The sequence below is a fragment of the [Leptolyngbya] sp. PCC 7376 genome (assembly GCF_000316605.1).
Lineage (GTDB): Bacteria > Cyanobacteriota > Cyanobacteriia > Cyanobacteriales > MRBY01 > MRBY01.
Map to the genome: position 1 here is coordinate 4,869,935 of NC_019683.1, position 20,333 is coordinate 4,890,267.

Consider the following 20,333-nt stretch of genomic DNA (forward strand, 5'->3'; position numbering starts at 1 on the left):
TTTGAGGAATTTTTATCAGCCTTTAAAGATTGAATCCTGGCGACATTTGCTGACTTGGGGACATTTGCTGGTGGGAAAATAATGCGTCAGTGCGAATAAAAACTTCCCGAGGCAAAACGATGGCTTGCTGTCGGAAACTAACAAACCCTTTACAAGTTTCGCGATCTATCGCCACACCTGTCACATATTGAGCACGAACGGGATGAATATTCGCGTAGTTATAGTAGATCTGCTGGGCAGCCCATAACACTCTGGGTTCGATCAACACGACAGGCGGTCTCTGCTACGACTATTTCACCATCAGGATACGCTGAGAGTTTGGGTAAATCAAGAACACAATAAGTTCAATGACGGCTGATTTTCTACGGAAGTGAACAGGGTAATATAAGAAAGTACAAACTTAGTAGCGTGAAGTATCAGGGAGGTCTTGTTATGGCAGTTTTAACAAAAACGCCTCAGGAAATTTCTCACATGAGTGAAGCTGATGTGGCGAATTTAGCGACTCGGCTCGAACTAGATGATTACGCGAGCCCCTTTGAAGCGCTACAGGATTGGCACCTATTGCGGGCGATCGCCTTTCAGCGAGAAGATTTAGTCAAACCCTACTGGCATTTACTCGATATCGAAGCATACGACGAATCATAAATGCTCAAGGATAAAAAAGTTGTCGTTGGCATTAGCGGTGGTATTGCCGCCTACAAAGTCTGCGAAGTAATCTCTCGCCTCTTTAAAGCAGGGGCGGAGGTTCGTGTGGTGCTAACCGATTCGGCACAGCGATTTATTACACCGCTTACCGTAGCAACATTAAGTCGTCATGCGGCTTATACAGATGAAGATTTTTGGGATAGCCATCAGCCTCGCCCGGTTCACATTGATCTAGGAGAGTGGTCTGATCTAATTTTGCTAGCTCCATTGACGGCAAATACCCTAGCGAAAGTCAGCTTGGGCTTGGCAGACACATTGCTGACAAATATTATTCTGGCGTCAAATTGTCCAGTGCTGGCTGTTCCGGCAATGAATACCGACATGTGGCAACAGCTTTCGGTGCAATCAAATTGGCGCAAGTTACAGAAAGACGAGCGATATCATATCCTTTCGCCGAATAGTGGTCTGTTGGCTTGCGATCGCCGTGGCAAAGGACGGATGTCAGAGCCCACTGAAATTATTGAAGCGATAGAATCCCTGATCCATAGTCGGGGTCAAGAGGATTTACGTAATACGAAAATATTGATTAGTGCTGGTGGAACCCGCGAACATATTGATGCGGTGAGGTTTATTGGCAATCCATCCTCAGGAAAAATGGGGCTGGCGATCGCCAAAGCAGCAGCCTATCGAGGTGCAGAAATCACTTTAGTTCACGCGCCAATCGAAGCTCGATTGCTTGAAGATTTGCCAGAAATGGAACGGTTTCCGGTAGTTAGCTCAGCGGAAATGGAGCGATCACTATTAGACCAGGCAGACCAATTTGATTGGATTATCATGTGCGCGGCGGTGGGTGATGTCCGCTCAAAAATCCTACATAACAACAAATTATCGAAAGCAGATTTACCCGAAAGCATTGAACTCGAAACAATTCCCGATATTGCAGCGCAGCTTGGTCACAAAAAACGTGCAGACCAAAAGTTAATCGGTTTCGCGGCACAAACTGGAGAAATTACAGCTCCAGCTCTCGCCAAACTCCAACGCAAAAATCTGGATGCGATCGCCGCTAACTCGATTGATTTACCAGATTCAGGGTTTGGGAGTGAGACAAATCAGCTTGTGTTTATCGATAAAGAAGGGAGGCAGGCGACAATTCCCATGGCGCCAAAATTGGCGATCGCCCATCATCTCCTCGATTTTATTAAGCAGCTTTAGACAGTTACTCGACCCAGTATTTGGGATTATTTAGTGTATCGGCGCAAACAACCCGACCCTGAATTCTTCCAATAATATCTGGCTGTAATACTTGTACCATCCACGCTTCTGCATTTTTAGGTGCAATAGGGTAAGTTGCCTCAAAGCCCTGTATTCCAGCGGGAGCAAATCCAGATCTTGGATAGTAACTGGGATGGCCAAGCACAAAAACAAGTTGAACCCCTATCGCTTTAAGTTTTTCTAACCCAGTCTGAATAAGCTGACCACCAATGCCTTGTTTTTGATATTGAGGAAGCACAGCAAGAGGTGCCAAAATCGACGCCGAAATAGGTTCTGAAGGCTCAGGTTCCAATTGCGCTTTGGTAAACAAAATATGTCCCACAACCATTTGCTCCTTTACTGCAACTAGCGACAATAAAGGATGGGCAGTGGGATCTGAGAGCAAAGCGGAAATCAGCTCCGTAATTTCTGGTCCTTCTGTCTCACCAAATGCGGCGATCGCCAACTCTAAAATTTGAGGTAAATCTGAATCTGTTGCCTCGCGTATTTCTACATCCATCATGTTAAAAAGTTAATCTCCCACCCGAAAGCTGGCAGCTATTTCCCAGCAAAATCGACCACTTGAACTTTTGTCCATTTTGTTTTGTGGCGAGCCAGAAATTCTTGATGATTCGGGTGGGGTGAATAAACATCAAGATCAGCATCGCTTTGGAGTTTTACATACAAGCCAAGTTGATAACTTTTGATATGAACTTCGCGATCCTCACGGGCTTTTAAACCGAGGTCAACGCTCAGCACACCGGGAATTTGACCAAGCAATTCGATGCCGTCATCAATAATTGCTTGGGTATCCACAGTAGTGGTGGTCATTGAGAGTTCGAATAAAACGATGTGATGTAAGGGTTGGGACATTATGTTTAGCGATTAGATTTTTGCTTAAAGTTTTTAGGATAAAGTTGCAGTCATTTCTTCCATAACCACAGGTGTCAAAGGTTGAGAATTATGTTTCATCGCCGCTTTAATAAACCCGAAAAACAGGGGATGGGGCTGATTTGGGCGGGACTGAAATTCGGGGTGGAATTGAGTCGCAATAAAAAACGGATGGCTTGGATATTCAATAATTTCCACAAGGCGGCCATCGGGGGATGTACCACTAATTTGATAACCGCTTTCAAGAAAAAGATTGCGGTAGGCATTATTAAATTCGTAGCGATGGCGATGGCGCTCATAAACCACTTCTTCGCCATAAAGTTGATGCGTTTTTGTGTCCGGCGTGAGGCGACAAGGATATAGTCCTAAACGCATTGTGCCACCAAGATCCACAACATCCCGTTGCTCCGGCAAAATATTAATGACAGGATTTTTTGCTTCGGGCTGGAATTCGGCGCTATTCGCTTCTTCAAGTTTGGCCACATTGCGTGCCCACTCAATGACGGAAGATTGCATCCCTAAACAAAGTCCCAGAAACGGAATATTATTGGCACGGGCATAGGCGATCGCCGCAACCTTTCCATCGACACCACGGGAGCCAAAGCCACCAGGCACAACGATGCCAGACATTCCTTTCAAGTATTGCTCTGCGCCATTTTTCTCTAAATCTTCGGCATTAATCCAATGCAATTTAATATCAGCATCATTGGCGATCGCCGCGTGCCCGAGGGATTCAACCACAGATAAATACGCATCATTAAGCTGCACATATTTACCCACAATAGCAATATCCATATGGCGGGTAGGGCGTTTCATCCGCTCCACCAAACCGATCCAATTTTCTAAATTGGGCTGTCGCGCTTCCATGTTGAGCAGCTTTAAACTTTGCTCAGCTAAACCTTCTCGTTCCAGCATTAGAGGCACTTCATAAATACTGCTGGCATCCTGAGACGTAATTACCTGCTCCTCTGGCACATTACAGAATTCGGAAATTTTTTCCCGCTGTCCCGCAGGCAAAGGGCGATCGCAGCGACAAACAAGAATATCCGGCTGAATACCAATCGACCGTAACTCTTTTACCGAGTGCTGAGTGGGTTTTGTTTTCGTTTCGCCTGCTGCCGGAATCCAAGGGATTAACGTTACATGCATATATATAACGTTATCGCGACCAGCTTCTTTGCGGAATTGGCGAATCGCTTCGAGAAATGGCAACGACTCAATGTCACCAACAGTGCCACCAATCTCAGTAATCACAAAATCAGGATTTGTATTTTCTGCCACCCGAAAAATACGCTCTTTAATTTCATTGGTGATATGGGGAATCACCTGAACCGTACCTCCTTGATAATCACCACGACGTTCCTTATTAATAACAGCTTGGTAAATCGAACCTGTGGTCACACTATTAAGTCGCGACATGGACGTATCAGTAAATCGTTCGTAGTGGCCAAGATCCAAGTCTGTCTCTGCGCCATCTTCGGTTACAAAAACTTCGCCATGCTGAAACGGGCTCATTGTACCGGGGTCAACATTAATATATGGATCGAGCTTGAGGATCGACACCGAATAATCCCGTGATTTGAGGAGCCTCCCTAAACTTGCTGCCACGATTCCTTTGCCGATGCTGGACACTACACCACCAGTAACAAAGATAAATTTAGACATTAATAGCTACCCAATCCTGTTGAAAATTTCTTTAACCTGTCCATTCTGCCATAGTCCTTTCGATAGATATACCGAATTCACTAGTTACACTTTTATAGGGCAGATTTCAGTCTGTTTGATGTCAAAGTTGGACACCAGATTTGTCGTGATGGATGGAGCGATCGCCAACTTTAAAAATAAAAAAATTGGAGTATTGCTTACAAATTACAACCATACTCCTTATGCTAATTCATTATTAAAACGTCTAATAATAAGAACTTTAGGACGCTGCAAGACAAAATTCTGACCAACGCTGCTGCACTTGTCGATAGCAATCAGGTGGACTAATTTTTAGTTTTCGCAATAGATAAATCTCTGGCTTACTTTCATCTTTAAGTAGCAGGGTGAAATCCGTATTTGGATCATAAGTTTGCACAGACTGGATAATTTTCGCCATGCTACCCGCATCAACTTGATAAGCCTGTAAATGTTCTGGTATTGCCAGAGCCTCAACAAAATTAATAGTGTATTTCACGAGATCCTCTCGCCAAATAATGGAAGTATCAGTAGCGATCGCCACCTGACAAGAAACTAAGCCTCGTCCTTGGTTTTGGTAGCCTTGCCAAGCAGCATGACCCAAAGGCAATAAATGTTCGCGGATAAAATGACTTTGCCAACAATAGGACTGATGAGTGCGTAAACTATTTGGCGATCGCATCCATTTCCTCCCGTAATTTACGAGTGGCAGCCACCATATTTTTTAAAGCAGGCACCACTTCTTCCCAACGACGAGTTTTCAGACCACAATCAGGATTAATCCACACTTGCTGGATCGGAAGTTTTTCCAAACCCGCTTTCAGTTGTTCTACCAATTGCGCTTGGGTGGGCACCACCGGACTATGGATGTCATACACCCCATTACCAATTTGATGGCTATAACCCGCGCTGGTGACTTCTCCAAGGGTGCGATTATTACTACGGCTATTTTCGATGGAAATTACATCTGCATCGAGGCGCTCAATGTCTTGAATAATGTCGCCAAATTCGCAATAACACATATGGGTATGAATTTGGGTCTGGGGTTGAGCGATCGCCGTTGCGAGACGGAAAGCATCCACAGCCCAACCCAGATAATCATTCCAGTGTTGCACCTTGAGCGGCAAACCTTCCCGTAGGGCAGGCTCATCCACCTGAATAATTTGAGCACCTGCAGTTTCAAGCTCCGCAATTTCTTCCCGTAATGCCAGCGCAATTTGAAATGCTTGTTCCTTGCGGGACAAATCTGCACGGGGGAATGACCAATTCAAGATCGTAATGGGTGCCGTTAACATCCCTTTCACAGGTTTTTCTGTTAAGGATTGGGCAAACTGAAATTCCCGTACAGTCATCGCTTGGGAACGGGACACATCACCATAAATAATGGGGGGACGCACACAACGGCTGCCATAACTTTGCACCCAACCATTGGTGGTAAAGGCAAAACCAGACAGCTGCCGCCCAAAGTATTCCACCATATCAGTCCGTTCAAATTCGCCATGGACCAAGACATCAAGGCCAATATCTTCTTGCAGCTTGATGCAATCTGCAATTTGTTTTTCCATGGCAGCTTGGTACTCCGCGAGGGACAGCTCACCTTTTTTGTACTGCACTCGTAACCGTCGCACTTCTTTGGTTTGGGGGAAGGAACCAATGGTGGTGGTGGGTAAAGGCGGCAACGCAATTTGTTGGCTAATGCGGGAGCTGTAGGACAAAGACCGCTCAAAATTCTTGGGTTGCAGGGCTTCTAGGGCTGTATGAACCGCAGGGTTGGGAGGATTGAAATCAATAAAAGCTTGCCATGCCTGTTGAATCTGCTGTTGTTGGGCCGTGGTGTCCGTACCGTTAAGGGTTTGGGCGAGGAACACAATTTCGGTTAATTTCTGTTCGGCAAAACTTAAGACGCCATGTAAGGGTTGGGGTAATTGTTTTTCGAGTTTGGCGTCGTGGGGAACAAATTGTAGAGAGGCAGAGGGTTGGACTCGCACAGTTGTGGCGATCGCCTGAATCTCTTTTAAGCGCTGCAAGGTGTCTTCCGGTTGACATTGCCAAATATTACGGCCATCAATAACCCCAGCACCCAAGACCTTATCGGCAGGAAAACCATGGGTTTGCAATAACTGTAAATTGTCGCCTCGGGTGAAATCTAAACTGATGCCTGCCACTGGTAAGGCGGTGACCCAGTTATAGGTGTCGCCCAAATCATCAAAGTAGGTAACCAATTGCAACGGCACACCGACTTTCGCTAAAGCAGCATAAGTTTTTTCCACAGCGGCTTGGAGTTGGGGCGCACGACTCGTCACCAAAATTGGCTCATGGATCTGTACTTCGGCGATCGCCAAGCCCTTTAGCTCAGTCAATAGCTCAACATAGAGGGGCAATAATGCATCTAACAAACCGTCAAAATCTGCCTTACAGCGACTTAAACTGAGTAACGTCACAGGGCTTAAAATGACGGGAGTTGCCCGGGCTGCGAGGCTAGATTGGGCGCGTTTAACCGTCGCAATAAAATCACTAAAATCCCCTTGGGGTTTGGCATCAGCATCAATTTCAGACACAAGATAATGGTAGTTAGAATCAAACCATTTCGTCATTTCCAAAGCTGGACGATTATCAACGCCACGGGCCATGGCAAAATAGCGCGTCAACCCAGATAATTCCGCAAATCGCGCTGGAATTAAACCCAAACGGACAGCCCAATCCAGCACTAAATCGTAAAACGTGAAATCACCTACCGCAATGTGGTCAATACCTGCCTGTAATTGGGTTTGCCAATCCTTGGCTTCGAGGTCTTGTAGTGTTTGGACGAGGGTTGCTTCATTTAATTTGCCGCGCCAGAAAGACTCCAAAGCCTTTTTTACCTCGCGGCGTTTACCCATCCGGGCATAACCTAATGATGCAGTTTGAATTGTCATGGTTTTTTCAATTAAAAATTTGGTCTATCTACGAGGTCAAATAACTTATAAACAAAGTCCATATTTTCAACTCAATCAATCGATATTTTGTGTTTAGTAATAAAAAATCACAGCAAACATTTCTCTCAAAAAAGCATGAGAAATCATAAGAAATTCCACAATAAATTCGCCCTAAGATATTGGCTAAAACCCAATATTTAGCACTATTAGTCAACTGGAATTGGGGCCACAATACTTTTTTCTGCAACAGAGGAAAAAATGAGCTATTTCTATGAGCTTCAAAAAAACAGGAAACAGCCCATCATCACAATGAATAATGCACAAAATCTGCTCCTGAAGCATCTCAATTTTTCACACATTTCCAGAGAATAATGTGCGGGCTATGCCATCGTATGGATTGTAGTTATTGCAGAGGGGGAAAGGAGATCGAGTGATCGCCTTCCAAAAAATCTTTGAATCATCATCTGTGCCTCGCAGATGTAACTAGGAACATGAACATTGACATCGGCGGGCATTCTGACTGAGGAAAAAACTCCTTTCACAGTTGCGGGACAGCGCTGGATTTACACCAAACTTTCCCCGTTACCTCTAACGACTGATCTTCGTTAGAACCGAGTTGAGCGGTATCGTAACATATTTTTGCAAGGAAATGATCAATAACGAATTCAACGAGTACAAAACACTTTTCAAATGAATGAATTTATTTACGACGAAAAATATTGTTTGTTCTCTAGTCAAAAAACTCAATTCATCGAATAATTTCAACAGTATTGTATTGCAATCAATCAAATTTTAATTGGTCTATTTTTTCGATAAAAAACAATTAGATCATCTGTAGTATTTCTGAATGAAAGCATTTTTTTGTATGATGTCTCCGTAGAGCAGAGGCAAATCATCGATGCAAATTTTCGGTACAACAAAATTACTGGGGGTTATCGGTGACCCTGTCAAACATTCTTTCTCTCCTCTCATGCACAATGCGGCGATCGCCGAACTTGGTACAGATTACGTTTACCTCGCGTTTCCTATCTCTGCGAATAATCTAAAAACAGCCCTCGATGGATTTCGAGCCATTGATCTGAAGGGATTTAGCATTACGATTCCCCATAAACAATCGATCATGGCGCACCTAGAGGCGATCGCCCCAGAAGCGCAGATGGTGGGTGCAGTGAATACTGTTTGGCAAACAGAAACAGGTTGGCAGGGAACGAATACAGATGTCGCGGGTTTTATTGCACCGTTAAAAGCATTAGATAAAGATTGGTCGACCGTTTCGCCAGTAATCTTGGGAAATGGTGGAGCGGCAAGAGCAGTTGTCGTTGGTTGTCATCAGCTTGGTTGCCCGCAGATTCATGTGATTGGCCGCAACCCTGAAAAACTCACAACCTTCGCAAAAAGTTGGCAAGGTACACCTCTCGAACAGAAATTACAAACGCATTTATGGGGTGATCTAAATCGCTTAATTCCCACAACAAAATTCCTCGTAAATTCCACACCAGTCGGGATGCACCCGAATATTGACGCATCGCCTGTAAGTGCAGAGTTGATGAAGCTCTTATCGTCAGATAGTATTGCCTACGATTTAATTTACACGCCCTCACCCACTCAATTTCTACAACTTGCTCAAAACCAGGGAGCAACAATTTTTGATGGGTTAGAAATGCTGGTTCAACAGGGGGCGATCGCCTTAGAGAAATGGCTAGCTCAACCCGTTCCAGTAGCAACAATGCGCCAAGCACTACTCGAACATCTAGCTCAAAAAACTAAAGCATAATATCTTATTTTTAAAGTCGCTTATCAATCATGTCAGCGAGAAGCGAAAACACAGCTAATTGTGTAGCGGCTACAAATAGAATTAAAGTCGCTTCGGTCAGATCTTGACGAACAAATAAATCCAGACCAAAGGACACTAAAAAACCAAGAAAAAAAAGACTTGCTATGGGGACAAAAATACGAATGGGTGCAAAATAAATACCTGTTCTCAAAATCAGTTTAAAAAACCGTAAAGTATCTCGGATCGGTTTAATTTTACTATTTCCAACCCGATGAAAATAATCAATTGGCTCATAATGCACAATATAATTATTAGTTAACATTGCCAATGTAATTGTGGTGGTGAAGCTAAAAGTATCTGGCAAAATATGGATAAACTCTAGGGCAATATCTTTTTTAAAGACACGCATTCCACTATTCAGGTCAGGAATTTTTTGTTTCGCAATCCATTGAGCAAATCCAACCAAAAAGAATTTAGGAATTTTCCTAATATTTGAATAAGTGACATTTTCGCCAGTACGAGCCCCAACAACCATATCAAACCGCTCAGAAAGCTGCATCAAATCTGGCAATCTTTCGTTGGGGTAAGTCGCATCAGCATCAGTAATTGCAATAAAATCATAGGTCGCATGGACAATACCAGTTTTCAAAGCGGCACCATACCCTTTATTCACTGGATGTTCTAATAATAAAATACCCTCTTGTTTTCTGAGAATAGTCGCAGTATTATCAACAGAACCATCATTAACAATTATTAGTTCATAGGGCTGTTTGATATTTAATAAGATATCTTTTATTTGCTCAATTGTTGCGGCGATCGCACCCTCTTCATTATAAACAGGAATCACAATAGAGACTCCATTTTGAGAAGGAGTTGATATCAATGGCTGCAAAGTTACCATGATTTTTATTTCAGTTTTTTAATTGCAATTTTTTAAGTATAAATGAGTTCAAACCAATTAGTAAGATTAGAATCTTTTTTGTTCACAAGAGTAAAATACTGGAATGAACCACGTAGTTTATATTGGCTTCTTGCGACTATTTTTTGCGGTGTTCTATACCCTTGCTTAGGTCTTGCTAAAATTCAAGGGATAGAGTATGTCGTTCAAGATGATGCGAGACAACATATTTTTTGGATGGCAAGATTCATAGATCCTGAATTGTTCCCTGATGATTTAATCGCAGACTATTTTCAAAATATTTCTCCGATAGGTTTCAGTTCTCTATTTAAGCTATTAAGCATTTTTTCACTTGACCCAATCCAAGCATCAATATTCATCCCTATCTTATTAAGTATTTTAGTGAGTTTTGGTGCATTTCTTTTTTCCTTCGAGCTACTAGCTATACCGTCAGCAAGTTTCATATCCACTACTATATTCAATCAAAATCTGTGGACACAAGATGGTTTAACGTCTTCTACAGCAAGAGCTTTTCTGATTCCTATTTTTGTTTTTTTTCTTTGGGGAGTAGTAAGAAAATCTTTCTTTTTTTCATACTTACCTCTCATTCTATTAGGTTTTTTTTATCCTAGCTATGTTCTTGTTGCATCAGGTATTTTAGTTCTTCAATGCTTCGCTATTAAAGACAAAAAAATTAGAATTAATCAAAATAAATCAGATTTGTTGCTAAGTATCATTGGTTTGATAATTGCTTTTTTCTTATTACTACCTCATGCCTTGGATGCATCAGAATTTGGTCCAATAGTCACTTACTTAGAAGCAAAAGAATTACCTGCATTTCAAGAGAACGGTAGAACAGAGTTTTTTCAAGCTGATTTTTGGACTTATATATTTGATGGTAGTCGTTCTGGCATAAGAATTTCTTCGATTCTAATGCCACAAATAACTTATATATTTTTTCTTTTTCCTATAATCACTCGATTCAAAAAAACTTTTAGCTTAGTCCAAGATATCAAAAATATTTATATTATAAATCAATTATTCATTACAGGAAGTGCACTATTCATCTTTGCTCACATAATTCTTTTCAAATTATATTTACCTAGCCGCTATACTTTACATAGTTTTCGTCTTTCCGTTAGTCTTTTATCAGGAATTGTAGTTTTTGTTTTACTTCAAAAATTCTTTGAATTACTCAAATTTATTTCTCTTCAGAAATCACAAAAACTTATCGCTATACCAATCGTTATTCTCGTTGCATTTATAATTTTAGTTGAGCCAATAATTGATAAAGATTTTCCTTACACTGGCTATTCTATAGGCAAGCACAGTAGTCTTTATGAGTTTTTACAAGATACTCCAAAAGAGACTTTGAATCTCTCACTACTCCGAGAGAATGACAGTTTACCTAGTTTTACTAAGAGAAGTATTTATGCTGGAAGAGAATATGGAATTCCATATCATACAGGATATTACAGTCGCTTTCGAAAAAGAACGAAAGAAATGATTGCTGCCCACTTCACCACAAAATTAAATGAGTTACAGTTTTTTATCCGGCAATCAAGTGTTGACTATTGGATAGTAAATAATCAAGTATTTACAGCTGCTTTCTTAGAAAATAATAATTGGCTTAATCAATTTCAACCAGAAACCAATCAGGCGATCGCCACGTTAAAATCATCAACCCAACCGATTGCCTTACAAGAGTTGCAAGAAGAATGCACCGTCTTCACAGACAAAGATCTTTCTTTAATTGATTCACACTGTATTCTTCAAGCAGAATTGAAAGATTAGTTTTGAGATTTTTCAATCTTCATATTGACAATAAAAAAGACATATAGCCTAACTACATGTCTTTATTTATTTATCACTCAATGTGGATTTATTCTTCTTCAGTGGATTCTGTCATTTCGAGCTCAACTGAATCTCCATCGATGGTGTGCTCATCTTGAGTATCTTCCACATCTTCGTCTGCAGCTTCTGGTACAAGGGCAACAGCAACAATTGCATCTTCTTTATCGAGACGCTGAACCCTTACACCTGTTGCATTACGGGATTGGAGTGAAATTGATTCCACAGCCTGACGAATCATAATGCCACGGGATGTCACCAGCATTAATTCATTACCTGAATGAACGATCCGTAGAGAAGCTAGGCGATCGCCCTTAGACTTAAATTTGATTGCCCGTAAACCAACGCCAGCACGATTTTGGAGTCGGAAACGCCCGACTTGAACACGCTTACCAAAGCCTTTGGTCGTCACAGCCACAACCCAAGGGCCATTATCCACATCTTCAAGAATATCTTCGTTGTCCTCGTCCTCTTCCGCTTCATCCGATGCGGCGATCGCCGCCGTAATTTGTGCAGAAACAATGTCCATACTGACAAGCATGTCATCATCAGATTTGAGTTTCATCGCCCGCACACCACGGGTTGAGCGACCAAGGGGACGAAGTTGTTTACTATCCGCTTGGAAATGAATGGCCATCCCTTCGCTACTCGCCACAATAATGCTGTCTTCTTGGCGAGCAAGGCGCACCCAATTGAGTTGGTCACCATCTTCAAGGGAAATTGCGATTAAACCATTAGAACGAATGCGAGCAAATGCCGACAGAGTCGTTTTCTTGATATAACCATTCTGAGTCAGCATTACAAGATATTCATCTTCCGTAAACTCACTGACCCGAATCATTGAAGTAATCTTTTCTTCCTTCGGAATCGGCAACAATTGAATAGCGGGCAAACCTCTTGCCGTTCGGGAAGATTCAGGGATTTGGTAGGCATGGAGCGAATACACGACACCTCGATCTGTGAAGAACAACACATGGTCATGGTCACAACAGGTAAGGAAGTGATCAATGCCATCGTCTTCCTTCATTTTTGCAGCCGCTTTACCGCGAGTCGCTCGGTTCTGGGCATCGAAAGTCGCCACAGGCATCCGTTTGATGTAACCTTGCTCCGTTAATAAAATTGCGGAGCGCTCATTGGCAATCAGGTCAATATCCTGTAAATCACCAGCGTCAAAGACAATCTCAGTGCGGCGATCGCTCTGGTGGATGGTCTTAATTTCGGTTAATTCATCTTCAATGATGGCGTCAACTCGCTCACGTCGCGCCAGAATATCTTCGAGATCAGTAATTTTGAGTTGCAGATCTTCATGCTCGGCCTGAATCTTATCTGCTTCAAGTGCTGTCAATCGACGCAACTGCATTTGAAGGATCGCATCAGCTTGAGGCTGACTTAGTTCGTAGCCTTCCATGAGTTCTGTACGAGCCGTTGCCGAGTCTGCTGCACGACGAATCAATGCAATTACAGCATCAAGATTACTGAGCGCAATTAACAAACCCTGCAAAATATGATCGCGTTCTCGGGCTTTGCGGAGTTCGTATTGCGTCCGGCGGGTAATGACTTCTACACGGAAGTCGAGGAACACAGTCAGAAACTGTTTTAGATTGAGGAGTTGAGGTTCACCATTAACCAAGGCCAACATATTTGCGCCAAAGTTATTCTGAAGTGGTGTGTGTTTGTAGAGATTATTCAGTACCACCTGCGCATAAGCATCACGCTTCAGCTCAATCACAATCCGCATTCCTTGGCGATCGCTCTCATCGCGAATATCAGAAATACCATCGAGTCTCTTATCGTTTACCATGTCGGCAATACGCTCGATCAAACCTGCTTTATTGGTTTGATAAGGAAGCTCTGTGACGATAATTGCTTCTTTTTCACGACCATTTTGGCGAAGCATTTCAACCTCAGCCACACCACGCATCGTGATCGAACCACGCCCAGTCAAATAGGCATCTTTAATACCGGAACGACCCAAAATTTGAGCCCCTGTAGGGAAATCTGGTGCCGGAATAAATTGCATCAATTCCTGAATCGTAATCTCAGGATTATGGATGAGAGCTGTTGCACCATCAATAATTTCGCCAAGGTTATGGGGGGGGATATTGGTTGCCATGCCCACCGCAATTCCGGAGGAACCATTCACCAAAAGTTGAGGAACTCGTGCAGGGAGAACAACGGGCTCTTGTTGCGAACCGTCAAAGTTATCGGCAAAATCAACGGTTTCTGACTCTATATCCCGCAATAACGCATTCGTCGTTAAAGACTGCAAACGCGATTCGGTATAACGCATTGCTGCGGGCGGATCGTTATCAATGGAGCCAAAGTTACCATGACCATTAATTAACGGATCTCGCATTGAGAAGTCCTGAGCCATCCGCACCAATGCATCATAAACCGCTGTATCACCGTGGGGATGGTATTTACCGAGCACTTCACCGACCACACGAGCACATTTTCGAAACGGGCGTTCGGGGGTCAAACCCAACTCATACATTGCGTAGAGAATACGGCGGTGAACAGGTTTTAAACCATCCCTCGCATCTGGCAATGCCCGACCAACGATGACACTCATCGCATACTCTAAGTACGAGCGAGACATCTCGTTACTCAGATCAGTGGGAATAATGCGCTCCTGTGGGGAGGTCATAGGTTTTCGGCTCCGATACGTTGAAAATTAGTCAATAACCACAAAAAAAGAGTAAAAACGACGAAAATTCACTCTTTTTAAGTCAGGATTATTTATCTTATTAGGCATTATTTTAGCATATTTCCTAAAGCGTCTAAACGAGACAGAACGGGAGATTAGAGGTCTTATCACTTTGGCGCAACAGAAATTAATCCTTGCTTGGGAGTCCATTGAATTACACCATCTTCATCAGTCCAGTAAATGATGGAATTTGCCGCCAGAAAATGGTCACGACGAGAACCTATGGCGATCACCCCTTGAGGCTTGAGAGTTTCCCAAAGTTTAAGATCTATATTTTTTGGATTCGTGATCAAATAGCCTTTCGATAGTTCGAGCAATGGTGGGTCATCCGCATGGCAATCGCCCAAAATATAAAACGTGTTTTCTGCGACTCTTAATTCAAACAATAAAGGTTTTTCTTGCAGGATTTGAAATCGTATATTTCCAATCTTTTTTTGCTCAAAAGGTTGAAGATAATGGCTGTCATCCTGATTGATTCCAGTCACATATTCGTCTTCAATTTTATATCTATTCTCAAGCACGGAGTCTACAATTAAGTCTTCTGATTTTTGTGGTTTGACTAAAGCATCAATCTCACTTATCCCAGCTTGATCAAGAAAAGAAAATAAAGAAGATTCAACAGATTTTTCTAGTGAAGACTCAAATACAATTGTTTTACCGTTTACTTGAGCTATTAAAGTTGGTTGATCGCCAGCTGCAAAAACAACTATTTTTGTTGTTGTATAGTGTTTCACTACCAAGAAACTAACAAATAAAAAACAAAGGCCAAGACCTAATATTTTGCTTTGTCGCTGTCCCCATTTCGTTAGCCAAATAGAGAGCATTATGCCGTAAATAATCATGAGCTGCGACCAATGTAATGATGCAACTGATAAATTGCTGGCTGGCAATGCAACAACTTTTTCCACCAACCACAACATCGCACTAAGAGGAAATCCCACTAAATAGGCGATCGCCCCACCAAGAATAGGAATAAATAAACCAATAGCTCCACTAAGCATTCCTCCCAAACTCACAATTGCAATTGGCAGTGAAAACAAGATACTAAGAGGGATACTATAAGTTGCGATCACATTAAACTCATAGGCGAGAAGAGGTAATATCCATAAACTTGCTGCCATCGGAATAGCGATCACGGTAGCTATAGTTGGCGGAACAAAATCTAGCTTTTTTTGAATCGGATCGAGCGTTGTCAAGAGCCCAAATGTCGCTAAAAAACTAAGCTGAAAACCCAGATCCCAGATCCATAAAGGATTATACAAAAGTAACAATGTCGCAGCGAGCAACAGCAAACTCAGCGGTTTAACTTGCCGATCTAAAACAAGTGCAGTAAGTCCGGCTCCTCCCATCAAAGCAGCTCTCAATATAGATGGCTGAAAACCAGTCAACAAAACATAAAAAGAAAGAATAGTGACACCAGCATAAAATTGCATTTTCACTGTTTTTTTTCTCGTCAACCATTGCGTAAATCCAAGCAACAGAGAGACATGAAAGCCCGAAGCCGCAACTGTATAAGCCAGCCCGGCTTTCACCCATAAGTGATAGAGAGATTCAGGAAGATCGACAACTTTCTGACCTAGAACCATTGCACTTAATAAAGTTGCTTTATCTGGATCTAAAAACCTTTGGTGAATATTAATAATTTTCTCTCTAACTCTAGAGATTCCAAAACTTGATGATTGAGAAGATAGAATTTTCCAGCTTTTAAATCCAAAGAAAGCATTATTTTTTTGAAGGTATTTTGCAAAATCAAATGACCAAGGATCTTTTGGAGATTTTGGTTGATATAGACGACCCTGCAATGTGGCATTATCACCAGCCTTTATTTCCTGTTCTATCTCATCAAGAGTTATGTAGAGTTTCTCTTGGATAGGAAATTGCTCGAATTTTGTTGTCAGTATTTCTGTAGTAAACCAAAAAGTTTGTTTTCCAGTACTTTTTGTACGAGGTTGACTTGCGATTTTACCGGAGATTTCGATTGGATATTTTAATAAAGTTGCTTCTTCTTGAGTCAGTTGAAAGAGTGGGCTTCTTGCTAGATTCGGTGTTCGGAATTGAAAGTAACTGACTGCCAACAATGCAATCAAACCAGAGTTCAATACAAGTTGAGCTCTCATTTGCCAAAAATGTCGTGGCAGAATCCAGATCAATAACCCAGTTAGAGCGGTGATCGCCCCTAAGACAGTGACCCATTGTAAAACTGTAGGATTAGCATTAATCCCTCCCCACAGACAAGTCAAAAATAAACCGAGCACATAGCCAAAACAAAGAATTGCACCATGATTAATATTCATGATTTTTTCGTAGTAGCCAATTCAATAAAATACAATTACAAAATTCAGACAAACTATCTGCATTATTCAGAACAGCGAAGTAAACGAAAATATCGCTCAAGATCACCGATATTGTCCATGGTGAAACAGCCAAGAATTAGCATTCTAGAGATTTACAACCAAAACTTTAGAGATAGCAGACAAGACACACTATGTGTATACATGACAAAGTATAAAGCTTTTCCAGTAAATCACACACTAAGAAAAATATTTATACGTAATGGTAAATTACAAAAATTCAATAAGTATCATAGATAAAGCCATATAAACAACAAATCTCACAGCATTTCACATCTATATATTCATATTTTCTTAATCTTAATCTTCTGTTTTTCAGCCAAAAGTCGCATTCAAAATTATCGGAAACTGAAATACAATCATATATATACAATTAAGTTCTTAAGCTAGTAGAAGTAATATTTCACCAAACTAAAATATCAAGGAAATGAGTTCCAATAAAGTCAAGATATTCAGCTCTAAGTATCTCAAATCAATATAAAAAAGAGACTTAAAGCTAGACTTCGAAGAAGTGTTTTTTTGATATTTCTCAGAGTGTATATATAGCTTTATCTTTATTCAAAAGAGAAAAGACAATAGCTTAATAAAAAACTCCAGACTCTCTCTCTGAGAGCCATTTAAGCTTGATATTGACCAGAGATGAAAAATTTCACAACCCAGATTACTGAAGAAAAAAATATATCTAGATATCTATCAAGACAGCTTTGGCAGAAAAAAAGTGATACCTTTGCGAATTCACAGAACAAAATAATCATCAAAGCTATCAGTAATCTACTTAGTCAAGAAATTGAATTTCGAAATCAAATTATTAATGCCTTACCAGATTTAGTTTGGCTAAAAGACTCTAATGGTTTTTATCTTGCCTGCAATAAACGCTTTGAGGATTTTTTTGGCACAACGAAACAAGAAATTATTGGGAAGACAGATCGCGATTTTATGGAGTCTGAACTAGCCAATTTTTTCAGCAAGCAGGCTCAGAAAGCGATCAAGAAAGGTTCATCAGTCACAAACGAAGAATGGATTACATTTGCAAAAGACGAACATCGTAAGCTTTTAAAAACAACAAAACTACCGATATATAACCAAAACAAAAAATTGATTGGTGTCTTAGGCATTGGACACAACATCACAAAGTCTAGAAAATCCGAAGAAAGTTTAGGACATCGTGAAGAGCGATTTTCGCTCGCGATGCGTGGTGCCAATGACGGTTTATGGGACTGGAATTTAGAGACAAATGAAACCTACTATTCACCCCGTTGGAAAAGTATGCTGGGGTATGAAGAAGAGGAACTAGAAAATCAATTTAGTACTTGGGAAAAGCTTGTACACCCCGATGACAAAAATATTGTCTTAGATAGAGTTCAGGATTATTTAGCAGGTGCCATAGATGCATTCGAAGTGGAAATGCGAATGATTCATAAAGACGGCCATAACGTTTTTGTCTTGTCTCGTGCCTTTCTGGTGCATCGTGAATCTGATGACAAGGCGACCCGTCTCGTCGGCACCCATGTTGATATTACAGATCGAAAAAAAGCTGAGGCATTTGATAATAGAAATGCCGAAATTTTAGAAATGATTGCCACAGGTAAGCCAGCATCAGCTATCTATGCTGAAATTGCTTTGCTGTATGAAGAACGTCACCCAGGCCTCCGATGCTCAATGCTGGAATTAGAGAATGGCAGGTTGTTACACGGGGGGGCACCAAGCTTACCACAAGCATATTGTGATGCAGTCCATGGTCTCAAAAATGGCCCGAATGTCGGCTCCTGCGGCACTTCAACATATACAGGGAAACGTGTCCTTGTCGAAAATATTGAGACTGATCCTAAATGGGCAAAAATCAAACATGTAGCCCTTCCCCATGGCATGCGCTGCTGTTGGTCTGAGCCAATCAAAAGCTCTTCGGGGAAAGTACTCGGCGCATTTGGAATGTACTATGACTACCCGGCCTTACCGAATGAAGAGGAATCTAATGATCTCACGTCTGCGGCGAGGTTAGCCGGGATTGTGATGGAGCGAGATCATGCCCAAAAACGTATTCGGGAGTTAGCTTATACCGATGAATTAACTAAACTTGCTAGTCGTGCCCACTTTTATGAAGATCTTGAGGAATTAATCGAAATTAGCGATCGCCACAAACGCCGTTTTGGTCTTCTTTATATCGACTTAGACAATTTCAAAGGGGTTAATGACAGTCTCGGACATGATGCTGGCGATGTACTGCTTCAGAAAATTGCTAAGCGTTTAGAAAAAATTAGTCGTACAGGTGATTTTGTTGCCCGACTCAGTGGCGATGAATTCTGTATTCTCGTTAAAGATATTGATGACGATTATGCCACAGCCCATGTTGCCCAGCGTTGTCTAGAAAGAATCTCCAAACCTGTCGAGTTATCAGGTCGAAAGTTCACCCCTGCATGCAGTATTGGCATTGCCCATTATCCCGACGATGGTCAGGATTTATCCACTTTGCTGAAAGCTGCGGATACGTCACTTTATGCCGCTAAAGAACGCGGCAAAAATCAGTATGCCTTCTACGAACAAAAATTTACGGATCAGGCAGAATATCGTTTTCGGGTAGAACAGAATTTGAGAGAGGCAGTCGAAACACAACAATTGTCCCTCGTTTATCAACCCAAAATTGAGATGAGTACTGGCAAAATTATTGGGGTTGAGGCCTTGTCACGGTGGTATCACCCAAAATTAGGACAAGTGCCACCGAATGAGTTTATTGATACGGCGGAAAGAATTGGGATGATTAAACCGCTCACAGAGTGGGTTTTAAAAATCGCTTGCAATCAAGCTGTTGCGTGGAAAAGGCAAGGTTTACCGTCATTAAGGATGGCTGTAAATATTTCTCCTAGTCATTTTCTCGATAATGATTTTATGCCCTTAATTAGTAGAGTCATCGCGGAGACAGGGATAAATCCCGAGAATCTGGAATTAGAGGTTACGGAAAGTGTTGTGCAGACTGACCCACAGAATCTTGAGATTTTCCAACAGTTAAAAGAGCTTGGTATTTCACTAGCCATTGACGATTTTGGGATCGGTTACTCATCTTTTGCCTCTCTCAAACATTTGGCAGTGGATTATTTAAAGATTGATAAATACTTTGTGAATGACATGCTTACTGATCAGAAATCAAAACTTCTAGTAGGCTCAATGGTTGAAATGGGACATATTCTAGGTCATGAAATTGTTGCAGAAGGGATTGAGACAGTTGAGCAATATCAAATACTTAAAAGTTTTGGTTGTGAGGTTGCTCAAGGCTATTTATTCAGTAGAGCTGTCAATGCAGAGACCATTACCAACCTATTAAATAAAAATGTCATACACCCTGAATAATCCATAGATTAATATCCATATTTTTCGT

At 41.5% G+C, this 20,333-nt stretch carries 14 protein-coding genes and 1 riboswitch; of the genes, 5 read left to right on the top strand and 9 right to left on the bottom strand.

Annotated elements, in window-relative coordinates:
• Positions 1-22: 22 nt before the first annotated feature.
• Positions 23-268, bottom strand: a complete 246-nt coding sequence (locus tag LEPTO7376_RS21815; protein ID WP_015136181.1) for a hypothetical protein — start codon at positions 266-268, stop codon at positions 23-25.
• Positions 269-432: 164 nt separating this feature from the next.
• On the opposite strand from LEPTO7376_RS21815, the gene LEPTO7376_RS21820 reads away from it, so the two are divergent.
• Complete coding sequence (locus LEPTO7376_RS21820) at positions 433-645, top strand: DUF2555 domain-containing protein (protein ID WP_015136182.1); 213 nt, start codon at positions 433-435, stop codon at positions 643-645.
• Entirely contained in the window at positions 646-1,857 is a 1,212-nt protein-coding gene (gene coaBC, locus LEPTO7376_RS21825; RefSeq protein ID WP_015136183.1) for a bifunctional phosphopantothenoylcysteine decarboxylase/phosphopantothenate--cysteine ligase CoaBC, read from the top strand.
• Positions 1,858-1,861: 4 nt separating this feature from the next.
• Here coaBC and LEPTO7376_RS21830 read toward each other — a convergent pair whose 3' ends face one another.
• The 5 genes from LEPTO7376_RS21830 to metE all read right to left on the bottom strand — a co-directional run bounded on the left by LEPTO7376_RS21830 (position 1,862) and on the right by metE (position 7,382).
• Positions 1,862-2,419: a GNAT family N-acetyltransferase gene (locus LEPTO7376_RS21830; RefSeq protein WP_264308935.1), complete on the bottom strand. Its 558-nt coding sequence runs from the start codon at positions 2,417-2,419 to the stop codon at positions 1,862-1,864.
• A 35-nt stretch (positions 2,420-2,454) separates the two neighbouring features.
• The gene (locus tag LEPTO7376_RS21835; RefSeq protein WP_015136185.1) at positions 2,455-2,769 is read right to left on the bottom strand and encodes a Dabb family protein; all 315 of its coding nucleotides are present in this window, start codon (positions 2,767-2,769) and stop codon (positions 2,455-2,457) included.
• Positions 2,770-2,802: 33 nt separating this feature from the next.
• Positions 2,803-4,452, bottom strand: coding sequence for a CTP synthase (locus LEPTO7376_RS21840; RefSeq protein ID WP_015136186.1), 1,650 nt, complete (start codon positions 4,450-4,452; stop codon positions 2,803-2,805).
• 259 nt (positions 4,453-4,711) lie between these two features.
• Positions 4,712-5,149, bottom strand: coding sequence for a hypothetical protein (locus LEPTO7376_RS21845; RefSeq protein WP_015136187.1), 438 nt, complete (start codon positions 5,147-5,149; stop codon positions 4,712-4,714).
• Entirely contained in the window at positions 5,133-7,382 is a 2,250-nt protein-coding gene (gene metE / locus LEPTO7376_RS21850; protein ID WP_015136188.1) for a 5-methyltetrahydropteroyltriglutamate--homocysteine S-methyltransferase, read from the bottom strand. Before metE ends, LEPTO7376_RS21845 begins: the two co-directional genes overlap by 17 nt.
• Before the next feature lie 488 nt (positions 7,383-7,870).
• A riboswitch (cobalamin riboswitch) is annotated at positions 7,871-8,013 on the bottom strand.
• Positions 8,014-8,280: 267 nt separating this feature from the next.
• Between metE and LEPTO7376_RS21855 the strand changes: the two genes are divergently transcribed.
• A complete protein-coding gene (locus tag LEPTO7376_RS21855) occupies positions 8,281-9,156 on the top strand; it encodes a shikimate dehydrogenase (RefSeq protein WP_015136189.1) in 876 nt (291 codons plus the stop codon).
• 10 nt (positions 9,157-9,166) lie between these two features.
• On the opposite strand, the gene LEPTO7376_RS21860 is transcribed toward LEPTO7376_RS21855, so the two are convergent.
• Positions 9,167-10,057, bottom strand: a complete 891-nt coding sequence (locus LEPTO7376_RS21860; RefSeq protein WP_015136190.1) for a glycosyltransferase family 2 protein — start codon at positions 10,055-10,057, stop codon at positions 9,167-9,169.
• A gap of 42 nt (positions 10,058-10,099) precedes the next feature.
• On the opposite strand from LEPTO7376_RS21860, the gene LEPTO7376_RS21865 reads away from it, so the two are divergent.
• Positions 10,100-11,848 (top strand): hypothetical protein, encoded by a 1,749-nt coding sequence (locus LEPTO7376_RS21865; protein ID WP_015136191.1) that lies wholly within the window; start codon positions 10,100-10,102, stop codon positions 11,846-11,848.
• Between the two features lie 88 nt (positions 11,849-11,936).
• On the opposite strand, the gene gyrA is transcribed toward LEPTO7376_RS21865, so the two are convergent.
• Positions 11,937-14,552: a DNA topoisomerase (ATP-hydrolyzing) subunit A gene (gene gyrA, locus LEPTO7376_RS21870; RefSeq protein ID WP_015136192.1), complete on the bottom strand. Its 2,616-nt coding sequence runs from the start codon at positions 14,550-14,552 to the stop codon at positions 11,937-11,939.
• 167 nt (positions 14,553-14,719) lie between these two features.
• Positions 14,720-16,906, bottom strand: a complete 2,187-nt coding sequence (locus LEPTO7376_RS21875) for a ComEC/Rec2 family competence protein (RefSeq protein WP_015136193.1) — start codon at positions 16,904-16,906, stop codon at positions 14,720-14,722.
• A 696-nt stretch (positions 16,907-17,602) separates the two neighbouring features.
• Here LEPTO7376_RS21875 and LEPTO7376_RS21880 point away from each other — a divergent pair.
• Positions 17,603-20,305, top strand: coding sequence for a bifunctional diguanylate cyclase/phosphodiesterase (locus LEPTO7376_RS21880; protein WP_015136194.1), 2,703 nt, complete (start codon positions 17,603-17,605; stop codon positions 20,303-20,305).
• Positions 20,306-20,333: the final 28 nt, after the last annotated feature.

Bases quoted from the DNA above. Each gene is read 5' to 3' on its own strand.
- LEPTO7376_RS21820 (WP_015136182.1), top strand. From the start codon at position 433: ATGGCAGTTTTAACAAAAACGCCTCAGGAAATTTCTCACATGAGTGAA.
- coaBC (WP_015136183.1), top strand. From the start codon at position 646: ATGCTCAAGGATAAAAAAGTTGTCGTTGGCATTAGCGGTGGTATTGCC.
- LEPTO7376_RS21830 (WP_264308935.1), bottom strand. From the start codon at position 2,419: ATGATGGATGTAGAAATACGCGAGGCAACAGATTCAGATTTACCTCAA.
- LEPTO7376_RS21835 (WP_015136185.1), bottom strand. From the start codon at position 2,769: ATGTCCCAACCCTTACATCACATCGTTTTATTCGAACTCTCAATGACC.
- LEPTO7376_RS21840 (WP_015136186.1), bottom strand. From the start codon at position 4,452: ATGTCTAAATTTATCTTTGTTACTGGTGGTGTAGTGTCCAGCATCGGC.
- LEPTO7376_RS21845 (WP_015136187.1), bottom strand. From the start codon at position 5,149: ATGCGATCGCCAAATAGTTTACGCACTCATCAGTCCTATTGTTGGCAA.
- metE (WP_015136188.1), bottom strand. From the start codon at position 7,382: ATGACAATTCAAACTGCATCATTAGGTTATGCCCGGATGGGTAAACGC.
- LEPTO7376_RS21855 (WP_015136189.1), top strand. From the start codon at position 8,281: ATGCAAATTTTCGGTACAACAAAATTACTGGGGGTTATCGGTGACCCT.
- LEPTO7376_RS21860 (WP_015136190.1), bottom strand. From the start codon at position 10,057: ATGGTAACTTTGCAGCCATTGATATCAACTCCTTCTCAAAATGGAGTC.
- LEPTO7376_RS21865 (WP_015136191.1), top strand. From the start codon at position 10,100: ATGAGTTCAAACCAATTAGTAAGATTAGAATCTTTTTTGTTCACAAGA.
- gyrA (WP_015136192.1), bottom strand. From the start codon at position 14,552: ATGACCTCCCCACAGGAGCGCATTATTCCCACTGATCTGAGTAACGAG.
- LEPTO7376_RS21875 (WP_015136193.1), bottom strand. From the start codon at position 16,906: ATGAATATTAATCATGGTGCAATTCTTTGTTTTGGCTATGTGCTCGGT.
- LEPTO7376_RS21880 (WP_015136194.1), top strand. From the start codon at position 17,603: ATGAAAAATTTCACAACCCAGATTACTGAAGAAAAAAATATATCTAGA.